The following is a 19,486-nucleotide window of genomic DNA, read 5'->3' as shown; positions in this document are numbered from 1 at the left end:
TTGGGTGGTCCTGCCGGCCCGCGCGGCCGCAGCCGAAGGACGCGCAAGCGGACAAGCGTCCGGCTAGTTCATCGTCGGGATGACGAACTCGGCCCCGTCCTTGATGCCGGACGGCCAGCGCGAGGTGACCGTCTTGGTCTTGGTGTAGAAGCGGAACGCGTCCGGACCGTGCTGGTTGAGATCGCCGAAGGACGACGCCTTCCAGCCACCGAACGTGTAGTAGGCGATCGGCACCGGGATCGGCACGTTGACGCCGACCATGCCGACCTGAACCCTGGAAGCAAAGTCTCGCGCGGCGTCGCCGTCGCGCGTGTAGATGGCGACGCCATTGCCCATCTCGTGGTCATTGGCGAGCTTGATGGCGTTCTCGTAGGTCGGCGCGCGCACCACCGACAGCACCGGCCCGAAGATCTCTTCCTTGTAGATGCGCATGTCCGACGTGACGTTGTCGAACAGGCAGCCGCCCATATAGTAGCCGTTCTCGTAGCCCTGCATCTTGAAGCCGCGACCGTCGACGACCAGCTTGGCGCCTTCCTTGACGCCGATATCGACATAGCCCTTCACCCGCTCCAGCGCCTGAGCGGTGACCAGCGGGCCAAAATCGGCGGCGGAATCCGTCGAGGGGCCGACCTTCAGGCTTTCGACGCGCGGCACCAGTTTTTCCATCAGCCGGTTGGCGGTGTCGTTGCCGACCGGGACCGCCACCGAGATCGCCATGCAGCGCTCGCCGGCCGAGCCGTAGCCGGCGCCGATCAGTGCATCGACGGTCTGGTCCATGTCGGCGTCGGGCATGATGATCATGTGGTTCTTGGCGCCGCCGAAGCACTGCACGCGCTTGCCTGACGCAGTGCCGCGCGAATAGATGTAATGAGCGATCGGCGTCGAGCCGACGAAGCCGATAGCCTTGATATCGGGGTCGTCAAGGATGGCGTCGACGACTTCCTTGTCGCCGTTGACGACATTGAGGATACCGGCAGGCAGGCCCGCCTCGATGAACAGTTCGGCGATGCGGATCGGCACGCCCGGGTCGCGTTCGGAGGGCTTCAGGATGAAGGCGTTGCCGCAGGCGATCGCCGGCGCGATCTTCCACAGCGGGATCATCGCCGGAAAGTTGAACGGCGTGATGCCGGCGACGACGCCGAGCGGCTGGCGCATCGAATAGACGTCGATGCCGGGGCCGGCACCGTCGGTGAATTCGCCCTTCATCATGTGCGGCGCGCCGATGCAGACCTCGACCACTTCGAGGCCGCGCTGGATGTCGCCCCTGGCATCGGCGATGGTCTTGCCGTGCTCGCGCGCCAGGATGTCGGCCAGTTCGTCATAGTCGCGGGCGACCAGTTCAAGGAACTTCATAAGGACGCGCACGCGGCGCTGCGGGTTGGTCGCGGCCCATTTCGGCTGCGCCGCCTTGGCGTTCTCGACCGCCGCGCGCAGTTCCGCCTGCGAGGCCAGCGCCACCGTGCCGCGCACGGAGCCGTCCATCGGCTGCATCACGTCCTGCTTGCGGCCGCTGGTGCCGGCGACACGCTTGCCGCCGATGAAATGACCGTATTCGATCATGATGTCTCTCCCTGTGTTTATGATGGTGCATTGTCCGCCTTTGGCACGCCGATGGCAACGCGAGGGAGAACGCAACCGTTGTGCAGAAAATAGACAGCGGTTGACGGGAGAGCATCAATTCTCGCAAATGAGAAGGGTCACAAAGATGACGTTCACGGATTGATAGATTGAGTTCCTTCACGCCCCTCTGTCCTGCCGGACATCTCCCCTGCCTTCACCCTCCCCCTTGTGGGGAGGTCGGCGAGCGGTCGGAGCGGAGCGGAGATCGTTCGACGGGGTGGGGATCAAGCGCCGGCGTCGCCCCTACCCCGCTCCGCTACGCGGATCGACCTCCCACAAAGGGAGGGTAAAATGAACTGGGATGACGTCCGCATCTTTCTCGCCGTGGCGCGCGCCGGGCAAATCCTTGGCGCCGCCAGGCGGCTGGAACTCAACCACGCCACCGTCTCGCGCCGCATCGCCGCACTTGAAGACGCGCTGCGCACGAAACTCTTTCGCCGGCTGACCACCGGCAGCGAGCTGACGCCCGCCGGCGAGCGTTTCCTCGATATTGCCGAGCGCATGGAGGGCGACATGATCGCCGCCCGCTCGACAATATCGGGCGAAGGCGACGACGTTTCGGGCACGGTGCGGATCGGTGCGCCGGACGGGTTTGGCGTCGCATTCCTCGCCCGGCGCCTCGGTGCACTGACCGCGCTGCACCGTGAATTGACGATTCAGCTCGTACCGGTGCCGCGCTCCTTCTCCCTGTCTCGCCGCGAGGCCGACATTGCCATCACCGTCGAGCGCCCGACCGAGGGCCGGCTGGTAGCGGGCAAGCTGGTCGACTACTCGCTCGGCCTGTTTGCCTCACGTGCCTATGCTGAAGCCCACGGCCTGCCCCAGACCGCTGCCGAGCTGGGACGGCACACATTGATCGGCTATGTGCCGGACCTCATCGTCAGCCCATCGCTCGACTACGCCGCCGAATTCAGCGCGGACTGGCGCACCAGCTTCGCCATTTCCTCCGCGCTCGGGCAGGCCGAAGCGGTGCGGTCGGGCGCCGGCATCGGCATCCTGCACACTTTCGTCGCCCGCTCGATGCCGGAACTGGTGGCCGTCGACGTGGTGGCGCCCATCCGCCGTGCCTACTGGCTGGTCTATCACGAATCGGTCAGGCCGCTGCGCCGCGTCCAGATCGTTGCCTCCTTCATCACAAAGGCGGTGGAGCGGGAGAGAAATCTTTTCGTCTGACGCATGTCGGCCATCGCAGCTTCTTCCACGACACGGAGAACGGCATGATGGTGCTCGACCCCGCCTTCTTCGCCAGATGACGAGTATCTCGCCCATTCCAATCGGTCGCCACCGAAGTGACCATCCGGTGGGCTTACCGGCTGCTGTTCGACGAGGGCTGGGTGAAACAGGCGTTCTGACGCGATATCCCCCGGCCGCGCCCGCCGATGGCGAGCGGGCGGCGTCTATTTCAGATAGCGCTCCTGCGCCAGCGCGCGGGCGTCGATATCGGGCACTTTGTTCGAGATGATGTCGGCCAGCACCTTGGCCGAGCCGCAGGCCATGGTCCAGCCGAGCGTTCCATGGCCGGTGTTGAGGTAGAGATTGGAAAGCTCCGTGCGCCCGATCAGCGGCGGCCCGTCCGGCGTCATCGGCCGCAGGCCGCACCAGAACGTCGCCTCCCGCATGGCGCCGGCTCCCGGGAACAGGTCGCCGACCGAGTGTTCGAGCGTGCGCCGTCGCGATTCGTGCAGCCGGAGGTCGAACCCGGAAATCTCGGCCGTGCCGCCGACGCGGATGCGGTCGCCGAGCCTCGTGATCGCGACCTTGTAGGTTTCGTCCATCACCGTCGACACCGGCGCGGCGGCGGCATCCTTGATCGGCACCGTGATCGAATAGCCCTTGACCGGATAGACCGGGATCGGCCGCTTCATCCGGCGCATGAAGTCCGACGAATAACTGCCCAGCGCCATCACATAGGCGTCGGCGGTCAGCCAGCCCTTGCTGGTGCTCATATTGTTGACGCGGTTGCGGCTGCGGATGACGCGCCATATCGTCGTGTCGTATTCGAACTTGACCCCGCGTGCCACGCAAAGCTCGGCCAGCCTGTCGGTGAACATCTTGCAGTCACCGGTCTCGTCGCCCGGCAGCCTCAGGCCGCCGACGAATTTTTCGCGCACCGCGGCCAGAGCCGGCTCCGCCGCGATGCAGCCGTCCTGGTCGAGGATTTCGTAGGGCACGCCATATCTCTTCAGCACCTCGACATCGCCTGATGTGCCGTCGAGCTGCTTTTGCGTGCGAAACAGCTGCAGCGTGCCCTGCGTCCGCTCGTCATAGGCTATGCCGGTCGCCTCGCGCAGCGCCTTCAGCGTGTCGCGGCTGTATTCGGCCAGCGGCACCATGCGCGATTTGTTGACCGCGTAGCGTTCGGCGGTGCAGTTGCGCAGCATCTTGACCAGCCACGTCCACATATGCGGATCGAAGGCCGGCCGCACCACCAGCGGACCATGCTTCATCAGCAGCCATTTGATCGCCTTGAGGGGGATACCGGGCCCGGCCCAAGGCGAGGCATAGCCGGGCGAAATCTCGCCGGCATTGGCGAAGCTGGTTTCCAGTCCCGGCCCTTTCTGGCGGTCGATCACGGTCACCTCGTGGCCAGCCTCGGCGAGATAATAGGCCGTGGTCACCCCGATCACGCCACTGCCCAGCACCATGATTTTCATTCATTCACTCCTTGCCGCGCCGAGCGTCCTCAGGACGCCCGTGGACGCGGCCGTATTTTCGATTTGCGCATGATCCCGAGCGAAAATCGATGTCGATCTTCGAGACCACGCGCCGTTGCCCATTCACGCCGCCGAGGGACCGGGGTCGTCTTCTTCTGTCTGCCGCATTCCGGCCGTCTCGCCAAGAGGCCGCCAATCGGCTGCGGCACTGTAGACGAGCCTGGGCCCGTGCGGTCGCCGCGCGTCAGCCTGGTCTTTCTGCTTGATCGTGCGCCGGGCAGCTTCCGGCTGGTAAAGCACGGCCTTGATCAGGATCGACTCCCGCCTGCCGTCGGCGTGTTCGACCGTTGCCGTCTGGCCTTGCGCCATGCCAAGCATGCAGAGCCCGCGCCTCGTTGCGACCGACAGGCTCGAGCCGACCGGCCCGCGCACCTCGTGCTGTACCAGGGTTCGCGTCTCGGCGGGACCGGCATCGACGCCGAACACCACCCTGCTGTTCAGCGTAACGATGTCGGGGCCGACCGAATCGATCGGCACGACATCGGCGCCTGAAAGCTTGTGTTCGAGCATGCGCACGATCGGATCCGCGAACGCCCGTCGGCGCTCCAGCATGAATTCGAGAACGGCGAAGTCCTTCGTCGTCAGGCAACAATTCGTGCTCGTCATCACCGCCTCGCCATCAAGCTCGTTGCGGGCCGGAAGCCGGCGCATCGACGGCCTCGACGGTCACTGACAGTTCCCGACCGCCACGACCGTTCCAGCAAACCGCCTGCCCAACACTCGCGCCAATGAGCGCGGTTCCCATCGGCGTCAGCACCGAGATGCGGTTCTCGGCTATGTCGGCCTCACCCGGGTAGACCAGCATGATGCGCTGGGCGTCGCCGCTTTCGCCGCGCACGATCACCGTCGAACCCATTCGCACCACACCGGCCGGCATCGCCGCCGCGTTCGTGACGACGGCCCTGTCCATTTCCGAAAGCAGCTCCTCGGCCGTCTCGGGCGCGCGATCGAGCAAAGCCCTCGCAAGGCCCGTCAGCCTGTCATGGTCGGCGTCGCTGATCAGAATATGGTTGTCTGGACGCAGTTCTTTTGCGTGTTGCATGGCAAACCTCATGGATCGGCGCATCGAGCGGATGCGCGCCTGCCGGCGCGCTGGCGGCGGCGTGATGAAAGGCCGGCAGCCGCGAAGGGCTGTTCGGCTTGATGGCGATTGTGGATGGATGGATGCCCCGGTACGGACGGACGCCGGAAGGCGGCCGCGCCGGGGCTACGATCCCGCGATCGGGCAGACCCTGAAGAAGGTTTTGATATAAGCGAGCTTGCTCATGTGCCAAAGCTTGCCGAATGGCGCCCGCTTGTCAAGCGCGGCCAAACCGCTCAACCGCCCAGATAGCGCCGGTGAAAACGCGTTCCGAGGCTGGCCAGGATTTCATACCCGATGGTGCCGGCATGGTCGGCAGCATCGTCGACGCTCTGTGAGGGCCCTAGCAACTCCACCAGGTCGCCCTCTCCGAGCCGGCCGGGCGGCAAGGCGGAAATGTCGAGAATGATCGAATCCATCGACACGCGCCCGAGGAAAGGCAGGCGCACCGCCTCGAACCATGCGGCCGAAGCGGAGCGGCGCAGCCAGCCGTCCGCATAGCCGAACGAAATCGTCGCCAGGCTGAGCGGGCCCTGCGCATGGTAACTGTGGCCATAGCCGACGCCAGTGCCCTTTTGGACACTGCGCGTCTGCGCCACCTTGGCCTGCAGCCCGACCACGGGCAGCATCGGGTTGGCTTGGCCAGGCGTCGGGTTGATGCCGTAGAGGGCGGCACCGGGCCGGGCAAGATCGCAATGATAAAGCGGGCCTAGAAAGATGCCGGAGGAGTTGGCAAGCGAGGCCGGCGCCACGGGTAGCATGGCACGCAACCGCGCGAATGCCAGCCTCTGCTGTTCATTGGCCGGGTGGCGCGGTTCATCGGCGCAGGCCAGGTGGCTCATCACATATCTGACGTCGATGCCATCGAAAGCGCCGACATCCCCGGCCGCCGCCTCGACCTCGGCTGGCGCCATCCCAAGCCGCGACATGCCGCTGTCGACCTGGACGGCAGCCGGGAGCCGGCGCCCGGCGCGGTGTGTCGCTGCGCGCCAGGCTTGCAACTGTGCGCCACTGTTGATGACAGCGCACAAGCCAGCCGCCACCGCTTCCGGCTCGGAACCCGGCGGCAGCCCGTTCAGCACGTAGATGTCCGGTCCGGCCCCCAGCGCCTTGCGCAGCGCGATGCCTTCGGACAGCAGCGCGACGAAGAAGATGTCGCAGCCTTCCTTCATCAGCGCCGATGCCACTTGCGCGGCGCCGAGACCGTAGCCGTCGGCCTTGACCACGCCCGCGCAGCGCACGCCGCCCAGCCGCGCCTTCAGCCGCCGGTAATTTTCGCGGATCGCGCCAAGGTCGATGGTGAGGATGGCCCCGGCAGCAGCCTCGCTTGTGGCGTCGGCTTCCTCGGGCAGCGATCTTTTGGGGGCGTCGTGCATGGCGGCCCTTCTTGTGGCGGATGGACATCAATAAGACGGTCGAACCGGCGCGGCAACCGCTGGCGTTTGAACCGCGGCCTCGGCCCGTCCAGCTATGGCACAAGGTGACGGAACGCCGTCACCACGTCTTCATAGACCTTGCGCTTGAACGGCACGATCAGGTCGGGCAGCTCCTGCATCGGCCGCCACGACCATTTGTCGAATTCGGCGGTGTGGCCGCCGGGCGGCGGATTGATCTGGATCTCGCTGGTATCGCCATGGAAGCGGAAGGCGAACCATCGCTGCGTCTGACCCCGATAGCGCCCCTTGAAGGCGACGCCGACCAGGTTGTCCGGCAGATCATAGTTGATCCAGTCCGGCGCCTCGGCGAGCAGCGAGACGCTGCGCATGCCGGTCTCCTCATAGAGCTCCCGCTCCGCCGCCTGCAGGGGCTCCTCGCCCTTGTCGATGCCGCCTTGCGGCATCTGCCAGAGCTGCGTGGTGCCGGCGAATTCGCTGTCCGGCTCGGCTATGCGATGGCCGACCCAGACCAGGCCCTCGGCGTTGAGGATCATCAGCCCGACACAGGGACGGTAGGGCAGCGTCTCGCGGTCGACCTTCTTCGTCTTCGGCATCATTCAGTCTTTCAAGCTGTTTCCCGGTGGCTAGCCCTTTTGCGGATCGATCGCCACCGCTGAAATCGGCACGATCTCGATGCCGCGTTTCTTGGCCTCGGCCGCCCATGACGACACCGTGTCGACCGTCAGGTCGAAAGCGGAGCCGATGCCGACCGCAGTGCCCTTGGCACGGGCGGTCGCCTCCAGGCTGTCCAGTTTCTTCAGGATGGCGCCGCGATCCTGCACGGCGTCGATCGCCGTGTCGCCGGCGACGAAGGGCACGCCGTCCTTCAGCGCCAGATCCGGCGCCAGGCTGCGCGCCGACGAGCCGTCGTCGATATAGGCGAGCCCGCGCTTGCCGAGCTCGGCCATGAAGGGTTCCATTGCCGCCGGGTCGGCGGAAAACCGCGCGCCCATATAGTTCATGACACCGGTATAGTTCGTCGTCCGCGACAGTGCCCAGCGCAGGTTCTTCAGGTTCTCTTCCGCGCTCGCCGCCACCGTCAGCGTGTTGCGCCCAGGGTTGACATTGGGATAGTCGAACGGTTCGAGCGGCACCTGCATGACGATCTCGTGGCCGCTCTGCCGGGCGGCCTGCATCCAGCGGCCGATGCTGTTGCCTTGCGGCGCGAACGCCAGCGTCACTTCCGCCGGCAGCTTGGCGATGGCCGCCTGGGTGCCGGTCTGTGAAACCGCGAGCCCGCCGATGACGATCGCCACGCGGGCGCCGCGCGCGCCTGACCACGGCCGCGCGTAGACATCGAAGGGCCGCCGGCCGTCTGCGGCGCGCACCGGCAAGGGGCCGGCATCGCTGGCCTCGATCAGCGCCCTGTCGGGAATATGCGCGATCTTCAGGTTTTGGCCGATGGTCGACGGATCGCGGATGACGATTGCCGCCTTGGGCGGACCATCGCCTTCCTCTGTCTGCACATGGATGATCTGCGGGCCTCCAGCCTTGGCCGGCATTTCCGCCTTTGGCGTCGTGACCGGCGCTAGAGCGGACGGCGCAGCGGTCGGCTCCGGCACCACTTTCGGCGTCGAAACCGCGACTTCCTGCGGCTTGCGAAACGGCTTGTCCCTGAGCGCGATCGCGCCGGAGACGCCGACAACGGCCAGCACGACGAACGCAGCCACGAGCGCACCCACGCTGACCTTGCCGGCGGCGCGCGGCGGACGGACAGTCAGTCCGAGCGGTCGTTCGATGTCCTTGCCGATATCAGCCAAGCCCTGTCCCCGTCCGCATGGCTTCGAACATGGAACCTTTCGAAGAGACATGCGCGAATTCTTCATGCCGGCGCACCCCTGGCGCCCTGTATCGAGGGATTCGCGTTACCCCCGAATCAAACTGCCGGAACCTTTCGGTCCCGGCAGCATCGCATTGCTTCCATCGGGCGGCCAGACCCGTTGTTGGCCGCCACCTGTTACTGGTTGAGGACAGCCTTCTGCGGATTGGGCGGGAAGGACGGATCGGTCTTCTGGCCGCGCAGAAGCTGCTCGGCATAGATGAGCTGGAGGTCGTTCTTCGGATCCGGCGGCACATAGGCTGCCGAGCCCGAACCGGTCGAGCTCTCGTCGGCACCCTTGATGTGGCCCTTGAGGTCGGATTCGCCGCGCGTCAGGTCCCTGCCCTGCAGTTCCGGCGGCAGCGGCTGGTCGACCTTGATGTCGGGCGTGATGCCCTTGCCCTGGATCGACTTGCCGGACGGCGTGTAATAGAGCGCCGTCGTCAGCCTGAGCGCGCCGTTCTCGCCAAGCGGGATGATGGTCTGCACCGAACCCTTGCCGAAGGACTGCGTTCCGACCACCGTGGCGCGGCGTAGGTCCTGCAGCGCGCCAGCGACGATTTCGGACGCGCTCGCCGATCCGCCATTGACCAGCACGATCAGCGGCTTGCCGCCGATATCGTCGACCTGCTTGGACTTGGCGTCGAAGCGGGTAACGTCCTTGGGATCGCGGCCGCGCGTCGAAACGATCTCGCCACGGTTGAGGAAGGCGTCCGATACGCTTACCGCCTGATCGAGCAGACCGCCGGGATTGAGGCGCAGATCGAGCACATAGCCCTTGAGCTTGTCGTTCGGCACCTGCTTCTTGATGGTGTCGATGGCATTCTCGAGGTCGTCATAGGTCTTTTCGGTGAAGGAGGTGATCTTCATGTAGCCGATGTCGTTCTCGACCCGGAACTTGACCGCCTTGACCTTGATGATGTCGCGCACCACCGTCAGCTCGATCGGCTTGTCGGCGCCCTGGCGCAGGATGGTGAGCTTGATCGGCGTGTTGACCAGGCCGCGCATCTTGTCGACCGCGTCGTTCAGCGTCAGGCCACGAACCTCCTCACCGTCGATCTTGGCGATGTAATCGCCGGCCAGCACGCCCGCCTTGGCGGCCGGCGTATCGTCGATCGGCGTGATCACCTTGACCAGATCGTTCTCCATGGTGACCTCGATGCCGAGGCCGCCGAACTCACCCTTGGTCTGTACGCGCATGTCCTGCGCCTGCTCGGCGTTCATGTAGGAGGAGTGGGGGTCGAGCGAGGCAAGCATGCCGTTGATGGCGTTCTCGACCAGCGACTTGTCGTCGGGCGGCGTCACATACTGCGCCCGCACCCGCTCGAAGATATCGCCGAAGATCGCCAGTTGCTTGTAGGTCTCCGACCCCGCAGCGTTCGCTGCCGAGCCGGGCGCGCCATAGACCAGGCTCATGGCGGACGCGCCCATCAGCGCACCGGCAAACAGAAGCGACAGTTTCCGCATCATTTCACGTCCTTCCAGAAAAACGGTCCGCCCACCATGGGGCCGGATCGACGGGTTTTCCATCCTTGCGGAACTCGACATAGAGCTCCGGCGTGGCATTTCCATTCTTCGAAGCCGAGGTGCTTGCCACCCGGGCCTCTCCCATCGCACCGACCGGCTCTCCTGCGAGCACTGATTGGCCGGTTGCGACGCTGATTCTGCTCATCCCCGCCAAGACGACATGATAACCGTCGCCGGCATTCAGGATCAAGAGTTGACCGTAGGAGCGAAACGGCCCCGCATAAAGCACATTCCCATCCGCCGGTGCGGTGACGATGGCGCCCGATTGTGTCGCAACCATGTCCCCAAGCATCACCGCGCCGTTACCGTCTTCGGCGCCGAACCGGCGTTTGATGCGGCCGATGACCGGCAGCGCGATCTGTCCTTGCAGCGCCGAGAAGGGTGCCGCAGCGGCAAGCCGGTTGGCCTCGGGAACCGGCAGCGACGCCGTCATATCGCCGCCCGCCTTATCCCTGCCCGCCTTGTCGCCGCCCGCCTTGTCGCCGCCGGCTTGGCCGGCCTCCGCGGCCTTTGCGGCATCCGCGGCCTTGCGGTTGCGTTCGGCCTGGGCTTCGAGCGAGGCGATCAATTCCTTCAGGCTGCTGGCCTTGGCCGCGAGCGCCTCGGAATGCTGTCGCTCGGCCGACAACTGCGCCTGCGTGTCGGCTTCGAGCTTCTGCTTGGCTTCCAGCAGCATGCCGAGCCGCTTCTTTTCCGCAGTCTGCTCGCCGACCGCCGCCGTCAGCCGTGCCCGCTCGGCCTCGATCGAGGCCGTCACTCTTGTCTGCTCCTTGAGGTCGGCCAGGAGCCTGTCGGTCTGCTGGCGCAATTCAGGCACCACGGCGCCAAGCAAGATGGCGCTGCGCACCGACGACAGCGCGTCCTCCGGCTTGACCAGGATCGCCGGCGGCGGGTTCAGTCCCATGCGCTGCAATGCGCCCAGCACCTCCGCCAGCACGTCGCGCCGCGCCATCAGCGAGGCGCGGATCTTCTGCTGCTGGGTCTTCAGCCCCTCCAGCTTGGCGCCGATGTCCTCGATGTCCTGCCCAAGCTTTTGCTCGGTCATTGCCGACTGGATCAGCGCGGCGGTGATCGAGGCGTGGTCCTTCTTGACCGCGGCGATGTCGGCGGCCAGCTTGGCCAGCCGCTCGGACGACAGGCTTATCTCCTTGGAGATCTGTTCGTATTCGGCGCGGCTCTGGTCCGGATCGGGGGCCATGTCGAGCGTGTTCTCGGCCCATGCGGCATTGAGCGAAAGGATGACCACCGCCGCCGCGATGCCGCAGCGCGCGCGCCAGGAGCCCGCTGTCGATGAGCCCGTCGTCGATTTCCAGCCTTCAGCCATGCGGGATGGACTCTATCTGCGGCTTCGTTAACGAACCATCAACCATATTAATGCGCATCGCCCAAAACTGTGCAGCGGTTTCGCACACCGGTGAGCAAAATAGGGAAAGCCGGCCCGAAGCCGTGATCTTGCGCGGCATTGGGGCGGAATTCGGTGCGATGCGACCTTCAGGTTCTGTGATAGGGGTGGCCGGACAGGATCGTCGAGACCCTGTAGAGCTGCTCTGCCAGCATCACCCGCACCAATTGGTGCGGCCATGTCAGCGCACCGAAAGACATCACCAGCTCGGCCTGGGCGCGCAACGACGGATCGTGGCCATCGGCGCCGCCTATGGCCAGCGCCAGCGCCTTGCGGCCAGCGTCGCGCAATTGGCCGATGCGGCCGGCGAAATCTTCCGAGGACAGGTTCTTGCCGCGCTCGTCGAGCAGGATCAGCGCCGAGCCGGGCTGCAACTGCGCCTGCAGCCTTGCGCCTTCATCGCGCCGGCGTTCATCGGCGTTCTGGGCGCGGCCTTCGGCGATCTCGGCGATGCCGGAGAATTCGAGGCCGACAGCCGGGCCGCTCTTGGAGAAACGCTCGAAATAGCGGTCGGCGAGTTCTCTCTCGGGGCCGCTTTTCATCCGGCCCACGGCATGAACGGTAATCTTCATCCTCGCCTCAGAGGGCCGCCGATGCGTGTCGCCCGAAAATCGTCAATGGGCCAGGAACCACGGCACGCACCAAACCAACCGGCTCAGTGCAAGGTCTCTTCCTCGAAGTCCGGCGCCTGCCACATCTTTTCGAGATTGTAGAATTCGCGGACTTCGGGGCGGAAGACATGGACGATAATGTCGCCTGAATCGATCAGGACCCAGTCGGCGCCGGACAGCCCCTCGACACGCGCCGTGCCGAGGCCGGCATCCTTCAACGCCTTGAGGAGATGATCGGCAACAGCCGAGACATGACGGTGCGATCGACCCGACGCGACGACCATGTAGTCGCCGAGGCTCGATTTTCCCTGAATGTCGATTGAGACGATGTTTTCGGCCTTGGAGTCTTCCAGACTGGCAAGGACTGTCTTGATGGCGCGGGACACGGCGTCGTTTACGCTGATCCCGGCCGGCGAGGGCACGATGTCGGCCTTCTTCCGCAGTGCTGTTCTCAGTGTATTTCCTTTCGCAGCAAGAACAACCAAATCACCCCTGAAAGCGGGTGACACCGCTTAGATAGGCAGAGTTCCGTTGCAGTTTCAAGACGGAGCCCCGCTTCCATGCGAACTCATTGAGGCCCCGCTTGTTCCGCGCGACACGCAAAAGATCGGAACCCAGGCGTTCCGCAGGGGTTATCGGCTGATTGATCAACCGGAATCCCATTATGCCGATCGACCCGCAAAATGCCCTCCTGACCGTGCAGGCGGGGCTCTCTCAGCTCAGCGCGCTCATTGTCTCCTATTCCCTTTCGGCGGTCGGCGCCGTCATCCTTCTGGTTGTCGGCTACATCGTCGCCGGCTTTGCCGAGCGTTCGATTTTTGCCGGCCTGGGCCACATCCATGGCTTTGACCAGACGCTGCGGCACTTCTTTTCCAAGATCGTCCGCTATGCCATCCTCGTCCTGGTCGTCATCATGGTGCTCGGCCAGTTCGGCGTGCAGACGGCCTCGATCATCGCCGCGATCGGCGCCATCGGCCTGGCCATCGGCCTGGCGCTGCAAGGCACGCTGCAGAACATTGCCGCCGGGATCATGCTTTTGGCATTGCGGCCGTTCCGCATCGGCGAATCCGTCGAAGTCGGGTCCATTGCCGGCTCGATCGAGGAAATCGGCCTTTTCGCCACCAAGCTCCGGAGCGCCGAAGGCGTCTACATCCTGGCGCCCAACTCGACGCTGTGGAACCAGCCGGTGCGCAATTTTTCGCGCAACGGCGTGCGGCGCGGCGACATCACCCTCTCGATCGGCTCCTGGAACGACATCGACCGCGCCCAGAAGACGCTGCTTGCGATCGCCGCCGCCGAGCGCCGCGTCAAGCGTGAGCCGGCGCCGACCGCCTTTGTCGCGGCATTGGGCGAAAGCACCGTCTCGATCACCTTGCGTTACTGGACATCATCGGTGGATTTCTTCGCCGCCCAGGCCGATCTCACCAAGCGGGCCAAGCAGGAATTCGACCGCGAACGCATATCGATCCCGCTGCCGCCACCGCAGGCCCCGGCGCCGGAAACCCGCCGGCAATAGTCAATCGCCCCTGTGCCGGTGCTGTTCGTCCGGCGCGAAGGCGAGTTCCACCGGCAATGGCGCTTGCGCCGTCATCGGCGCGAAGCTGCCGGTTTCGGTTGCCGGCACCGGCCGCGCGGTGAACACGCGCAAAAGCACGAACAGGCAGAAGATGCAGGCGATGACCACTGTTACATAGATGAAGGCCTGCGTGCCGAAGACGGCTGACAGCGCGGTCACGATGCCCGGCACGATGAAGCCGGACAGCGACCAGGCAAACAACAAGGAACTCGACAGCGCCACCATGTCGTCCTTGCCGGCGCGGTCGGCGGCGTGCGCACTGGCCAACGAGTAGATCGATTCCGAGGCGCCGTCCCACATCACATAGATCACCAGCAGCACCGCCAGCGTACCGCCGTCGAAGCCGAGCGCAAACATCCCTGCCGCCGCGGCGATCGCGGATGCCGCGACCAGCACATAGCGGCGATCGGTGCGGTCGGAAATCCAGCCGAGCGGAACCTGCAGGATCAGCGTGCCCAGCGGCATCACCGAAAGCAGCAGCGCCACGTCGGCCTGGCTGTACCCCTTCGCGGTGGCGTGGATCGGCGCAAAACCGGAAATCGACATGGACAGGCCACCGACCGCCAGCATGCCGGCGACGCCGACCGGCGAAATCCGCCAGGCCCGGCGCAGCGCCACCGATGCCGCCTGCGGCGCCGGCGGCTGGGCCAGCCGGGTCATCCCGACGGGCAGGATGGATAGCGCGGTGAAGGCTATGCCGATCAGCGATGCATCCGCCGTCCTGATGTCGACCAGCGCCAGCGTCGCATAGCCGATGCCGAGCCCGCCGACATAGGCGACGTAGAAGACGGCCATTACCCTGCCGCGTATGGCGTTGGCCACGGCATCGTTGAGCCAGCTCTGCGCGACGATGAAAAGCCCGCATATGGCAAAGCCGTAGAGAGCGCGCGCCGCGATCCACAACAGGGGGTGCGGCCCGGCGCCGATTGCGGCATTCGACAGCGCGATCAGCGCCGACAGCACCATGAAGGCACGGGCATGGCCAACCCTGCGCACCAGCGGTCCGGTCAGGATGCAGCCGGCGAGACCACCCGCCGACAGACCGGTGACGATCAGACCGGCCCAGGTCGGATCGAAGCCTTCCACGCCGAGCCGGACGGGGATGTAAGCGAACATCAGCCCGTTGCCGATGGCGATCAGCGCCATCGACACCACGACGCTGGCAATCGCGATCAGCGGCGTGGGCGTGTCGCCGTGCCTCGGTTCCGTTTCGGTTTGGCTTTTCACGAGAGTGGTCATATCAGCGCAAGATCATCCATTCGATGACGAAAGGCCGCCGCAAAAGCGACATTGCCGGACTTGCCTTCCTCCTTGCGAAGAAAGGGCGCTGTGCGTACCGATCAGCCCTTCGCCTGCTCGCGGATAGCCGTCGACGACAGCGACGAGCGCGGGCCGTGGATGAAGGTCCACGCGGGCGCCTTCATGCGGGCGAGCCTTGGCGCATCGCCTTCGTCGACGCGGGCATAGTCGAAGGTCTTGGCCACGACCGACGACAGGAACGACAGCGTCGCGCCCGGACGGTCGATGACCGCGATCGGGAAGGTCATGACGATTTCGCGCCAGCGCTGCCAGCGGTGGAAATCGCGCAAGCTGTCGGCGCCCATGATCCAGACGAAGTCGACGCCGGGATTGCGCGCCTTGACCAGCGCCAGCGCGTCGGCGGTGTAGCGCACATGATGCGCCGCTTCGAAAGCGGTGACCTTGATCTTCGGGTTCTTGGCGATCTTCTCGGACAGGCACAGCCGTTCGGCCAGCGGCGCCAGCTCGTGCGTGTTCTTCAGCGGATTGCCCGGGGTGACCATCCACCACAACTGATCGAGCGCCAGCCGCCTGAGCGCGATCTCGGCGACCAGCGCGTGGCCGGCATGCGGCGGATTGAACGAGCCGCCGAACAGGCCGACGGCAAGGCCTTTGCCGGCATGCGGCATTTTGAGGTAGCTGGACGGGATAGGTTGCTCAAGCAGGGAAAGCATTCGCTAGGCACCCCCCTCTGTCCTGCCGGACATCTCCCCCGCAAGGGGGGAGATTAGCAGCTTCGGTGAAGGCACAAATCTTGGAGCATTGAAGATCGGCGAAACCAAAAATGTCAGCCGATCTCCCCCCTTGCGGGGGAGATGTCCGGCAGGACAGAGGGGGGTGGCTGGGCGCAAGCTTCAGGCCCTTTGGACGAAAAGCGTCAAGGCCTCACCTGTCCCGAGCCGCGCACGCGGTATTTGAACGAGGTCAGTTGCTCGACGCCAACGGGCCCGCGCGCGTGCATCTTGCCGGTGGCGATGCCGATCTCGGCGCCCATGCCGAACTCGCCGCCATCGGCGAACTGCGTTGAGGCATTGTGCAGCAGGATCGCCGAGTCGATCTCGTTGAAGAACCGTTCCACCGCCTGCGCGTCCTCGGCGACGATCGCCTCGGTGTGATGGGAGGAGAAAGTCTCGATATGCTCGATTGCGCCAGCGACACCGTCGACCAGCTTCACCGCGATGACGGCGTCGAGATATTCGGTGACCCAGTCGGCATCGGTCGCCGGCTTGGCGTCGAAGAACAGCTTCAGCACCTCGGCATCGGCATGGATCTCGCAGCCGGCGGCGCGCAAGGCGTCGAGGATCGGCACCAGGTGGGTGGAGGCAACCGCACGGTCGACCAGCAGCGTTTCGGCAGCGCCGCAGACGCCGGTGCGCCGCATCTTGGCGTTGACGGCGATGCCGACCGCCATGTCGAGCTTGGCCGAGCGGTCGACATAGAGATGGCAGATGCCTTCGAGATGCGCGAAGACCGGCACGCGGGCCTCGGTCTGCACCCGCTCGACCAGGCTCTTGCCGCCGCGCGGGATGATGACGTCGAGATTGCCGCCGAGGCCCTTCAGCATTTCGCCGACGGCGGCGCGGTCGGCGGTCGGCACAAGCTGGATGGCGTCCTGCGGCAGGCCGGCTGCCTTCAAGCCGTCGACCAGGCAGGCGTGGATCACCGACGACGAGTTCAGCGAATCCGAGCCGCCGCGCAGGATCACCGGGTTGCCGGCCTTGAGGCAGAGCGCGCCGGCATCCGCCGTGACGTTCGGCCGGCTCTCATAGATGACGCCGATGACGCCGAGCGGTGTGCGCACGCGCTCGATCTGCAGGCCATTCGGCCGCTCCCAACTGGCGATCACGTCGCCGACGGGATCGCCGAGTTCGGCAATTTCGCGAATGCCGTCGGCCATGGCGCGGATGCGGGCTGGATTGAGCTTCAGCCGGTCCATGGAGGACGCCGACAGGCCGGCTTCATGCCCGTTCGCGATGTCGATGGCATTGGCGTCAAGTATGGCTCGCTCGCGGGCGATGATCGCCTCCGCCATGGCGGCAAGTGCCGCGTTCTTGGCGGCTGTCGTAGCGATGGCCAGCGGTCGTGCGGCGGCGCGGGCACGGCGGCCGAGGTCGGCCATCGTCGCCACTGTATCGTTCCGGGATTTTTCATGCAGCTTCAGCATGGCTCATCCTCCGCCCGTTACTTGGTCGCCCGCGAGGCTGACCACAAGGTCGTCGCGGTGGATCATCGCCGAACGCGCCTCGTAGCCGAGCACGGTCTCGATTTCGGTTGTCTTCAGGCCTGCGATCCTTACGGCATCCGCCGCATCATAGGCAACCAGCCCGCGGGCGATCTCGCGGCCCTCGGGCGACAGGATCGCCACCGTATCGCCGCGCGAGAAATTGCCGCTGACCAGCTTCACACCGGCCGGCAGCAGCGACTTGCCCGATGTCAGCGCCCCGACGGCGCCGGCATCGACGGTCAGCCTTCCCGCCGGTTCGAGCTGGCCGGCGATCCAGCTCTTGTAGCCTTTCACCGGATTGGCGCTCGGGCGGAAGAAGGTGGCGCGCTCGCCGCGCTCGATCGCCATCAGCGGCGAAAGCCGCGTGCCGGAGGTAATGATCATGGCGGTGCCGGCCGCGGTGGCGATCTTGCCGGCGTCGAGCTTCGTGCGCATGCCGCCGCGCGACAGTTCGGAAGCCGCGGCACCCGCCATCGCTTCGATCTCAGGCGTGATGCGATCGACCACCGCGACGAATTTGGCCTCCGGGTCACGCGCCGGCGGCGCGGTGTAGAGACCGTCTATATCCGAGAGCAGCACCAAAAGGTCGGCGCCCATCATCGTCGCCACCCGCGCGGCCAGTCGGTCATTGTCGCCATAGCGGATCTCGGAGGTCGCCACGGTGTCGTTCTCGTTGATGACCGGCACCGCCTCCATCTTCAAGAGCGTCGAGATCGTCGCCCGGGCGTTGAGGTAGCGGCGGCGCTCCTCGGTGTCGCCAAGCGTGAGCAGGATCTGGCCCGATTTCAACCCGCCCTTGCCGAGCGCATCCGACCAGGCGCCGGCCAGCGCGATCTGGCCGACGGCTGCGGCCGCCTGGCTCTCCTCGAGCTTCAGCGCCCTTTTTCCCAGGTCAAGAATGGTACGGCCAAGCGCGATGGCGCCCGACGAGACGACCAGGATTTCCGCGCCGCCTTGAGCCAGCACGGCGATATCGTCGGCCAGCGAGGCCAGCCAGTCGCGCTTCAGCCCGGCGGTGCGGTCGACCAGAAGCGCCGAGCCGATCTTGACGGTGATGCGCCGGTATTTCTTCAGCGACTGCACGGTCATGCTATTTTTCCCAGCGCGTGTCGACCGGCGCCGCGATCGCGTCGCGCGCTTCGGCTACCACCGCCATCAGCGCGCGCAGCACCGCTTCGACCCCTTCGCCGGTGACCGCCGACAGAAGCATCGGCGCACGGCCGGCGGCGCGCTTCAGCGAGGCGATCTTTTTCTTGCGCTCATCCGCATCGAGCGTATCGACCTGTGAAAGGGCCAGTATCTCGGCCTTGTCGGTCAAGCCATGGCCATAGGCTTCGAGTTCGGCGCGCACCGTCTTGTAGGCCTTGCCAGGATTTTCTTCCTGCGCCGAGACCAGGTGCAGCAGCACGCGCGTGCGCTCGACATGGCCAAGGAAGCGATCGCCGATGCCGACGCCCTCATGCGCGCCTTCGATGAGGCCGGGAATGTCGGCGATGACGAATTCGCGCGCATCGATGCGTGCCACCCCCAAGCCCGGATGCAGCGTGGTGAAGGGATAGTCGGCGATCTTCGGCTTGGCGGCGGTGACGGCGGCGAGAAAGGTCGACTTGCCGGCATTGGGCAGCCCGACCAGCCCGGCATCGGCGATCAGCTTCAGCCTGAGCCAGATGTTGAGCTCCTCGCCGGGCTGACCCGGATTGGCGCGGCGCGGCGCCTGGTTGGTCGAGGTCTTGAAGTGCTGGTTGCCGAAGCCGCCATTGCCGCCCTTGGCCAGCAGGAAGCGCTGGCCGACCACGGTGAGGTCGCAGATCAGCGTCTCGTTGTCCTCTTCGAACACCTGCGTTCCAGCCGGCACTTTCAGCGTGACGTCGGCGCCCTTGGCGCCGGTCATGTTGCGGCCCATGCCATGAGTGCCGGTCTTGGCCTTGAAATGCTGCTGGTAGCGGTAGTCGATCAGCGTGTTCAGCCCGTCGACCGCTTCCAGCCAGACGTCGCCGCCGCGGCCGCCATCGCCGCCGTCCGGTCCGCCAAACTCGATGAATTTCTCGCGCCGGAACGACACGGAACCCGCGCCCCCGTCGCCGGAGCGGACATAGACCTTCGCTTGATCGAGAAATTTCATCGGACAGCAGTTTCTTTATTGGCCTTGCGGCATTGCTCTAAACCTTGCGCCTTGC

18 protein-coding genes are annotated in these 19,486 nt (G+C 65.5%); 2 read left to right on the top strand and 16 right to left on the bottom strand.

The window, feature by feature from the left end; genetic code table 11:
* Positions 1-63: 63 nt before the first annotated feature.
* Positions 64-1,560, bottom strand: coding sequence for a CoA-acylating methylmalonate-semialdehyde dehydrogenase (locus tag FJ443_RS03950; RefSeq protein ID WP_140517525.1), 1,497 nt, complete (start codon positions 1,558-1,560; stop codon positions 64-66).
* Positions 1,561-1,911: 351 nt separating this feature from the next.
* Here FJ443_RS03950 and FJ443_RS03945 point away from each other — a divergent pair, with 351 nt between their 5' ends.
* Complete coding sequence (locus FJ443_RS03945) at positions 1,912-2,793, top strand: LysR family transcriptional regulator (RefSeq protein WP_140517524.1); 882 nt, start codon at positions 1,912-1,914, stop codon at positions 2,791-2,793.
* Positions 2,794-3,017: 224 nt separating this feature from the next.
* Here FJ443_RS03945 and FJ443_RS03940 read toward each other — a convergent pair whose 3' ends face one another.
* The 10 genes from FJ443_RS03940 to rsfS form a co-directional block, all read right to left on the bottom strand.
* Positions 3,018-4,274, bottom strand: coding sequence for a D-amino acid dehydrogenase (locus tag FJ443_RS03940; protein ID WP_140493047.1), 1,257 nt, complete (start codon positions 4,272-4,274; stop codon positions 3,018-3,020).
* A 123-nt stretch (positions 4,275-4,397) separates the two neighbouring features.
* Positions 4,398-4,985 (bottom strand): nucleoside-diphosphate kinase, encoded by a 588-nt coding sequence (locus FJ443_RS03935; protein WP_140525020.1) that lies wholly within the window; start codon positions 4,983-4,985, stop codon positions 4,398-4,400.
* Positions 4,954-5,376, bottom strand: coding sequence for a nucleoside diphosphate kinase regulator (rnk, locus tag FJ443_RS03930; RefSeq protein WP_140662835.1), 423 nt, complete (start codon positions 5,374-5,376; stop codon positions 4,954-4,956). The genes FJ443_RS03935 and rnk overlap by 32 nt, the downstream gene beginning before the upstream one ends.
* Before the next feature lie 275 nt (positions 5,377-5,651).
* Positions 5,652-6,791 carry an alanine racemase gene (gene alr, locus FJ443_RS03925; protein ID WP_140493041.1) on the bottom strand — a complete coding sequence of 380 codons (1,140 nt, stop codon included), beginning with the start codon at positions 6,789-6,791 and terminating at the stop codon, positions 5,652-5,654.
* Positions 6,792-6,883: 92 nt separating this feature from the next.
* Positions 6,884-7,405 carry an RNA pyrophosphohydrolase gene (locus tag FJ443_RS03920; RefSeq protein WP_140517610.1) on the bottom strand — a complete coding sequence of 174 codons (522 nt, stop codon included), beginning with the start codon at positions 7,403-7,405 and terminating at the stop codon, positions 6,884-6,886.
* A 30-nt stretch (positions 7,406-7,435) separates the two neighbouring features.
* Entirely contained in the window at positions 7,436-8,611 is a 1,176-nt protein-coding gene (locus tag FJ443_RS03915) for a divergent polysaccharide deacetylase family protein (protein ID WP_140662833.1), read from the bottom strand.
* A gap of 197 nt (positions 8,612-8,808) precedes the next feature.
* Positions 8,809-10,140: a S41 family peptidase gene (locus tag FJ443_RS03910; protein WP_181165202.1), complete on the bottom strand. Its 1,332-nt coding sequence runs from the start codon at positions 10,138-10,140 to the stop codon at positions 8,809-8,811.
* A 1-nt stretch (position 10,141) separates the two neighbouring features.
* Positions 10,142-11,521 carry a murein hydrolase activator EnvC gene (locus FJ443_RS03905; protein WP_140662830.1) on the bottom strand — a complete coding sequence of 460 codons (1,380 nt, stop codon included), beginning with the start codon at positions 11,519-11,521 and terminating at the stop codon, positions 10,142-10,144.
* 167 nt (positions 11,522-11,688) lie between these two features.
* Complete coding sequence (rlmH, locus tag FJ443_RS03900; protein WP_140517517.1) at positions 11,689-12,171, bottom strand: 23S rRNA (pseudouridine(1915)-N(3))-methyltransferase RlmH; 483 nt, start codon at positions 12,169-12,171, stop codon at positions 11,689-11,691.
* A gap of 83 nt (positions 12,172-12,254) precedes the next feature.
* A complete protein-coding gene (gene rsfS, locus FJ443_RS03895) occupies positions 12,255-12,632 on the bottom strand; it encodes a ribosome silencing factor (RefSeq protein WP_140662827.1) in 378 nt (125 codons plus the stop codon).
* A 242-nt stretch (positions 12,633-12,874) separates the two neighbouring features.
* On the opposite strand from rsfS, the gene FJ443_RS03890 reads away from it, so the two are divergent.
* Positions 12,875-13,726, top strand: a complete 852-nt coding sequence (locus FJ443_RS03890; RefSeq protein WP_140554892.1) for a mechanosensitive ion channel domain-containing protein — start codon at positions 12,875-12,877, stop codon at positions 13,724-13,726.
* Here FJ443_RS03890 and FJ443_RS03885 read toward each other — a convergent pair whose 3' ends face one another.
* From FJ443_RS03885 to obgE, 5 genes are all read right to left on the bottom strand, one after another.
* Positions 13,727-15,025: an MFS transporter gene (locus FJ443_RS03885; RefSeq protein WP_140662823.1), complete on the bottom strand. Its 1,299-nt coding sequence runs from the start codon at positions 15,023-15,025 to the stop codon at positions 13,727-13,729. It abuts the gene before it with no gap.
* Positions 15,026-15,126: 101 nt separating this feature from the next.
* Positions 15,127-15,714, bottom strand: a complete 588-nt coding sequence (locus FJ443_RS03880; protein WP_140554968.1) for a nicotinate-nucleotide adenylyltransferase — start codon at positions 15,712-15,714, stop codon at positions 15,127-15,129.
* Positions 15,715-15,962: 248 nt separating this feature from the next.
* On the bottom strand, positions 15,963-17,249 hold the full coding sequence (locus FJ443_RS03870) for a glutamate-5-semialdehyde dehydrogenase (RefSeq protein ID WP_140554890.1): 1,287 nt from the start codon (positions 17,247-17,249) through the stop codon (positions 15,963-15,965).
* Positions 17,250-17,252: 3 nt separating this feature from the next.
* Positions 17,253-18,392 (bottom strand): glutamate 5-kinase, encoded by a 1,140-nt coding sequence (gene proB / locus FJ443_RS03865; protein ID WP_140662944.1) that lies wholly within the window; start codon positions 18,390-18,392, stop codon positions 17,253-17,255.
* 7 nt (positions 18,393-18,399) lie between these two features.
* Positions 18,400-19,431 (bottom strand): GTPase ObgE, encoded by a 1,032-nt coding sequence (gene obgE / locus FJ443_RS03860; protein ID WP_140649958.1) that lies wholly within the window; start codon positions 19,429-19,431, stop codon positions 18,400-18,402.
* Between the last annotated feature and the right edge of the window lie 55 nt (positions 19,432-19,486).

Source organism: Mesorhizobium sp. B2-6-1 (assembly GCF_006440475.1).
Taxonomy (GTDB): domain Bacteria; phylum Pseudomonadota; class Alphaproteobacteria; order Rhizobiales; family Rhizobiaceae; genus Mesorhizobium.
Note: the sequence above shows the minus strand (reverse complement) of the source record. Positions and strands in the feature narration are given on the sequence as shown.

Excerpts from the sequence above, each read along its gene's own strand:
- FJ443_RS03950 (WP_140517525.1), bottom strand. The coding sequence starts at position 1,560 with ATGATCGAATACGGTCATTTCATCGGCGGCAAGCGTGTCGCCGGCACC.
- FJ443_RS03945 (WP_140517524.1), top strand. The coding sequence starts at position 1,912 with ATGAACTGGGATGACGTCCGCATCTTTCTCGCCGTGGCGCGCGCCGGG.
- FJ443_RS03940 (WP_140493047.1), bottom strand. The coding sequence starts at position 4,274 with ATGAAAATCATGGTGCTGGGCAGTGGCGTGATCGGGGTGACCACGGCC.
- FJ443_RS03935 (WP_140525020.1), bottom strand. The coding sequence starts at position 4,985 with ATGCGCCGGCTTCCGGCCCGCAACGAGCTTGATGGCGAGGCGGTGATG.
- rnk (WP_140662835.1), bottom strand. The coding sequence starts at position 5,376 with ATGCAACACGCAAAAGAACTGCGTCCAGACAACCATATTCTGATCAGC.
- alr (WP_140493041.1), bottom strand. The coding sequence starts at position 6,791 with ATGCACGACGCCCCCAAAAGATCGCTGCCCGAGGAAGCCGACGCCACA.
- FJ443_RS03920 (WP_140517610.1), bottom strand. The coding sequence starts at position 7,405 with ATGCCGAAGACGAAGAAGGTCGACCGCGAGACGCTGCCCTACCGTCCC.
- FJ443_RS03910 (WP_181165202.1), bottom strand. The coding sequence starts at position 10,140 with ATGATGCGGAAACTGTCGCTTCTGTTTGCCGGTGCGCTGATGGGCGCG.
- FJ443_RS03905 (WP_140662830.1), bottom strand. The coding sequence starts at position 11,521 with ATGGCTGAAGGCTGGAAATCGACGACGGGCTCATCGACAGCGGGCTCC.
- rlmH (WP_140517517.1), bottom strand. The coding sequence starts at position 12,171 with ATGAAGATTACCGTTCATGCCGTGGGCCGGATGAAAAGCGGCCCCGAG.
- FJ443_RS03890 (WP_140554892.1), top strand. The coding sequence starts at position 12,875 with ATGCCGATCGACCCGCAAAATGCCCTCCTGACCGTGCAGGCGGGGCTC.
- FJ443_RS03885 (WP_140662823.1), bottom strand. The coding sequence starts at position 15,025 with ATGACCACTCTCGTGAAAAGCCAAACCGAAACGGAACCGAGGCACGGC.
- FJ443_RS03880 (WP_140554968.1), bottom strand. The coding sequence starts at position 15,714 with ATGCCGCATGCCGGCAAAGGCCTTGCCGTCGGCCTGTTCGGCGGCTCG.
- FJ443_RS03870 (WP_140554890.1), bottom strand. The coding sequence starts at position 17,249 with ATGCTGAAGCTGCATGAAAAATCCCGGAACGATACAGTGGCGACGATG.
- obgE (WP_140649958.1), bottom strand. The coding sequence starts at position 19,431 with ATGAAATTTCTCGATCAAGCGAAGGTCTATGTCCGCTCCGGCGACGGG.